The organism is Peptoniphilus indolicus ATCC 29427, assembly GCF_000227315.1.
Taxonomy (GTDB): Bacteria; Bacillota; Clostridia; order Tissierellales; family Peptoniphilaceae; genus Peptoniphilus; species Peptoniphilus indolicus.
The window spans coordinates 116,508-121,955 of record NZ_JH165064.1; the positions used below are offsets into that span (position 1 = coordinate 116,508).

Genomic DNA, 5,448 nt, shown 5'->3' on the forward strand with positions numbered 1-5,448 from the left:
AAACTACAGGCTTATCTAAATTTACAGATTCTGTCTTTATGGTGGCAACTTTAGATGTAAACTCAGGCTTATTAAATATAAACTACATTTCTAATTTAAAAGATGAAATTGAATTAATAAATAATATTTCTACTAAAAATTTAATAACATTTAGTGGAAACAGTTTTGATTTGGCATTTATCGAAGAAAAGCTTAAATTTTATAAGATGAGCTTTGCTCCAGAAAATAATTTTGATTTACATGAGTATCTAAAAAATTTCAATTTTATTTTAAATCTCAACTCTCTAAAACAAAAAGAAATAGAAAAATATTTGGGATTAGTGCGTCCAAAGTATATATCCGGTTTTAAAATTGCAAACTCAATTAAACAATATTTAATTTCTCAAGACTCTGATAAATTATCCGAAGTAATTCAACACGCAAAAGATAGCTTAATCTATCTTGAAAAATCTCTAACTATTGTTGAACAGATAGAAGATAATATAAATTTCAAAATTCAAGATTATGATTTTAGAATTGAAACACTAGAGTTTAAAAACAATTTTTTAACTATCTTAGGTCAAACTAGTTTTAAAAAAGATTTAGAAATAAATTCTTTCTATCATTCTATAAAAGTTTCAAAAAATAATTTCAAGCTGACTATTGAAGTTAAGGACGGCAAATATTCAGATGATGAACTTGTTTTTTATGTGCTAAATAAAAATGATGAGCTAACAAATCTTTCAAAGATTTTAAGCCCACCACAAATTCATTTGCTATATTATAAAACACCACTTTGGGAAAATATATTGTCTTTAGCCAAATACTATCTAAACTCTCTACTAGCTATATGACAAAATTTCCATCCTTGAAGATTTGAACTACTTCATCTCCCTTATGAGCTGTTATATCAGTAGTCGCATCTCCTATCATAAAATCTACGTGTACTAGAGAATCATTTGCGCCCGCATTTATAAGTTCATCATCGCTCATGATGTCCCCATCCTTTATGCTAGTTGGATAAGCCTTACCAAGAGCTAAATGGCATGCTGCATTTTCATCATATAAAGTCTCAAAGAATAATATTCCTGAATTTGAAATTGGAGAATCATAAGGAACGAGTGCAACCTCACCAATTCTTGAAGCCCCTTCATCTGTTTCCAAAAGATTCTTCAAAGTTTCATATCCCTCTTTAGCGTCAAAGTCTATTACTTTTCCATTTTCAAATTTTAAATAAAACTCATCAATTAAGTTTCCATTGTAATTTAAAGGTTTTGTAGAATAAACTATTCCATCAACACCTTCTCTGTGAGGTAGAGAAAAAACTTCTTCTGTAGGTATATTAGCTACAAATTCTTCGCCTGTTTTCGCATACTCACTTGCTCCTGCAAAAATATATCCCTTTGGAAGTTTAACTTTTAAATCAGTACCTTTTTCAGATTTAAAATGTAACATCTCAAATTCATTTTCATTTAAGAAGTTTGACCACTTTTTCAAATTATTAATATGCTCTTCCCAGGCTTTTTCAGGCTCTTCCAAATCAACTCTTGTAGTTTTGAAAATAGCATCCCACAATTTTTCAACAGCTTCATCATCACTCAATTCAGGATATACAGACTTAGCCCATTCAACAGTTGGTGCCCCAACTACAATCCAAGAAGTTTCGCTATTCATCATTCTCTTGTCGACTTCTTTTAAAGCTTTTGACCTTGCCATAATAGCTTTTTGTAGTTTGTCGGAATCAACACCCTTTAATCCATTTGGGTCAGAGCCTATAACTTTTACATACTTAGCCTTGTTGTCCAACAAATATAATTGCTCATCTATTACATAATCCGGTACAGTTGTCAAAACTTCTAAAGGAGATTTTTGATATTTTAATTTTGTAAATTTTTGGTCATTATAGTGAATTTTTACATCCGTTGCTCCAGCTGCATAAGCTTCCTCAGCTATATGTCTTAAAAATTCATAATTAACAACCTCTCCCGAAATTGAAACCATGTCACCTTGTTTAACTTTTATCCCCATATTTATTATTAACTTTGCATATTTTTCCAAATTTTTTTCGAATGTCATTAAATCACCTCATATTGATTATATCATATTGCCTCTACTACTTTAATATTATAAAATACCTCTAAGGAGATGATTTTATGACACCACATATAAACGCAAAAGAAAATGCATTCGCAAAAACTGTATTAATGCCCGGAGACCCTTTAAGAGCAAAATTCATAGCTGAAAACTATTTGGAAAACGTATCTCTAGTTACTGATGTAAGAAATATGTTTGGATATACCGGAGAATATAAGGGAAATAAAATTTCTGTAATGGGTAGTGGAATGGGAATTCCATCTATCGGTATATATGCTTATGAACTATTTAAATTTTATGGTGTTGAAAACATTGTAAGAGTTGGTTCTTGTGGAGCTTATTCAAAAGACTTAAATTTGTACGATATAATTCTTGCACAAGGAGCCTGTACTAATTCTGCCTTCCAAGAAAATTATAAACTTCCTGGAACTTTTAGTGCTATAGCAGATTTTGATTTACTACTATCAGCTTACAACAATGCTAAAAATTTAGGAATTACAGTTCACGTTGGAAATGTACTTTCATCAGATGTATTCTATCAAGATGATGTAGATGCGTGGAAAAAATGGCAATCAATGAAAGTTTTGGCAGTTGAGATGGAATCCTACGCACTTTATGCAATAGCTGCCAACTTAGGTAAAAAAACTCTTACAATTCTAACAGTTTCTGACTCATTAATTACTCACGAAGAGACAACTGCTGAAGAAAGACAAACCTCTTTTACAAAGATGATGGAAATCGCACTTAACCTATAGGTGTTGAAATGGACTTTAAAAAAAATAAAATTTTAATTGGTTTGCTTGTCGTTGTAGCAATGTTTGCAGCTAAAATATATGTTGATGTAAATTCAGACTTTAAATATCACCCTAATCTTTTAGTAGATAATTCTGACGAAATTTCTGATGAAGAATCTGAGCCTATACAAGAAGAAATACCTAATGAAGAAATTTATGTACACGTTGCAGGCCGTGTTAAAAGTCCAGGTCTTGTAAAACTTCCTCCAGAATCAAGAGTTATTGACGCAGTTAACGCTTGTGGTGGAATGTTTGATGATGCAGATATAAATAATATTAATTTAGCAAAAAAAGTATCTGATGAAGATAGAATTTATATTCCATATATTGGTGAAGTAGAAGAATCAAGCTCAAGTAGCAGTGGTCTTGGAAAGATAAATATAAACACAGCTTCTAAAGAAGATTTAATTAAATTGCCAAATGTCGGTGAAAAAACAGCTCAGAGTATTATAAAGTATCGTGAAAAAAATCAATTCAAAAAAATTGAGGACATTATGAACGTTCCAGGTATTGGAGAAAAAACTTTTGAATCGCTACAAGATTCTATTTCTGTTTAATATTAGGGCTCTTTAAATTATGGAGTCCTAATTCAATATATATATTATCTCCTAAAAGTTTTATTATTAAAAAAGATATATAAATATAATTGGAATTTTAAGCAAAAAAATAATGACTCAAATAAGCCATTCAAAAACATTTTAAACTGTTTTAAATTTTATGGGGTGGATAGTGGGATTCGAACCCACGATCTCAAGTGCCACAAACTCGCGCCCTAACCAACTAGGCCATATCCACCAAAACCGATAACAATATAATAACAAAATTTAATAAAGATGTCAAATGTTTTTTATTCAAATTAACACTTACCTTTTATTCATAGTTTGAATGGAAGATTGAATAATCCCACACAAATGAATAATATTATCTTTCTTTATTCATTTGTTGAGCTTAAATCATTATATCTTCATTTTTGTAAATAAACATAACTTCTCTTAATTCTTTTCCTCCAATATTATCAACCATATAATTGTCTGTTTCTATAAACCCATTTCTTTTATAAAACTTTTTTGCCAAATAATTATCCTCTAAAACCCAAAGTAACAATTTACTATATCCTAGTTTGTATAACTCTTTGGTTACATACTTTAGTATTTTATTACCATAACCTTTCCCTATATATTCCGGAAGTATATAAAAAGAAATAATTTCCCCATAAGAGAAGTACTCCCGAAATCTCGACTTAGAAAAACTCATAGTCCCAATATATTTACCATCTTCAATACATACAACAGTGCTCCAATCAGGGAAATCAAATATTGGTATCCACTTACCTTTTTCAATTGAATCAAGAAATTCTTGAGGAATTATATTTTTATATGCATATCTCCAACTTTTCTCATATATTTCACTGATTTCCATTTTATTGTCAGATTCATTTATATATCTAATTTCCAAATATTTCACTCCTCCATATAAAAAATTATGTATAATTATTTAATATTCTTCAATCATCCAAATATTAATTTATTTTATAATTTACTATTAACTTATGGACTATCTAATTTTAAAATAGTTTATATAGGTTTTGCTACTCTCCTTTTAATATTTCAAATAAATTTTCGTAATAATCAGAATAAAAACTTCCCTCTTTCCATAAAAATGTAAAGTCATGCTCTGCTCTAAAATCTGTTAAAAGTATTTCTCTCAAATTTCCATTTTTTATTTCTTTTTCTACTACAGACTCATATAAAAATGAAATACCCAAACCATTTTCAACTAATGCTTTAATTGTATTCAAGTTCCCAATTTCTGATATGTTTTTGAAATCATCTATTGAGTAGTTCATTCCTCTGAGCGTTCTATCTAATACCTCTCTTGTTCCCGAACCTTCTTCTCTTATAAAAAGCCAATTATCAAATATCTCTTTAACTTCAACATTATCTTTATCCATATAATTTTTAGAGCAAACTGGTATCAATCTATCTTTTTTAAATACCTTACTTTGATAGGAGTTTATTTTAAAATAGCCTTCGATTATTGCAAAATCAATTTTTCCAGTGTCCAACAATTCTAAAAGTTTTTGAGTGTTTTCTACTACCATTCTAAGTGACAATTCAGACTCTTTCGAAATTATTTTTGTAAGTATTGGAGACATTACATATTCTCCAATAGAGAGTGTTGTCCCAAAGTTAAGTCTAATCTTACTTCTATTGTGACTTAAATAGTCTTTAAAATGCTCTATATCATTGGTCATAGAGCTAATTAAATTCAAGAGTAGTCTTCCTTCTTCTGTTAAAATTACTTTCTTACCTTGAAACCTAAATAAATCAATTCCATATTCTTCTTCTATGGCCTTTATATGATTTGAAACAGCAGGTTGTGTTATGTTTAACTCTTTTGATGCTTGAGTAAAATTCAAAGTCTTACAAACTGCCATAAACGTGTTCATTTTATAATCTATCATTGTGCACCTATATACCTTCAATAAATTTTTCTTATGCAAGTATAACATATTATAATTTTATTTTTAATAGTATTATTTGTATAATAAATTTGAATTTTATTTTTAGATAGGAGTTGG

Annotated in this window: 6 protein-coding genes and 1 tRNA gene; 3 read left to right on the forward strand and 4 right to left on the reverse strand. The window is 29.1% G+C overall.

Features of this window, described 5'->3' with window-relative positions:
• On the forward strand, positions 1–833 hold an 833-nt coding region (locus tag HMPREF9129_RS08130; protein ID WP_004822406.1), incomplete at its 5' end, for a ribonuclease H-like domain-containing protein.
• Here the strand turns inward: HMPREF9129_RS08130 and HMPREF9129_RS08135 are convergent.
• Positions 826–2,055: an aminopeptidase gene (locus HMPREF9129_RS08135; protein ID WP_004822408.1), complete on the reverse strand. Its 1,230-nt coding sequence runs from the start codon at positions 2,053–2,055 to the stop codon at positions 826–828. The genes HMPREF9129_RS08130 and HMPREF9129_RS08135 overlap by 8 nt on opposite strands.
• 77 nt (positions 2,056–2,132) lie before the next feature.
• On the opposite strand from HMPREF9129_RS08135, the gene deoD reads away from it, so the two are divergent.
• Positions 2,133–2,828, forward strand: a complete 696-nt coding sequence (gene deoD, locus HMPREF9129_RS08140; protein WP_004822409.1) for a purine-nucleoside phosphorylase — start codon at positions 2,133–2,135, stop codon at positions 2,826–2,828.
• 8 nt (positions 2,829–2,836) lie between these two features.
• Positions 2,837–3,424 (forward strand): helix-hairpin-helix domain-containing protein, encoded by a 588-nt coding sequence (locus HMPREF9129_RS08145; RefSeq protein WP_004822410.1) that lies wholly within the window; start codon positions 2,837–2,839, stop codon positions 3,422–3,424.
• Positions 3,425–3,585: 161 nt separating this feature from the next.
• Here HMPREF9129_RS08145 and HMPREF9129_RS08150 read toward each other — a convergent pair.
• From HMPREF9129_RS08150 to HMPREF9129_RS08160, 3 genes are all read right to left on the reverse strand, one after another.
• Positions 3,586–3,662: transfer RNA gene (locus tag HMPREF9129_RS08150), tRNA-His, on the reverse strand.
• A 153-nt stretch (positions 3,663–3,815) separates the two neighbouring features.
• On the reverse strand, positions 3,816–4,331 hold the full coding sequence (locus tag HMPREF9129_RS08155; protein WP_004822411.1) for a GNAT family N-acetyltransferase: 516 nt from the start codon (positions 4,329–4,331) through the stop codon (positions 3,816–3,818).
• A gap of 124 nt (positions 4,332–4,455) precedes the next feature.
• A complete protein-coding gene (locus HMPREF9129_RS08160; RefSeq protein WP_004822413.1) occupies positions 4,456–5,331 on the reverse strand; it encodes a LysR substrate-binding domain-containing protein in 876 nt (291 codons plus the stop codon).
• Between the last annotated feature and the right edge of the window lie 117 nt (positions 5,332–5,448).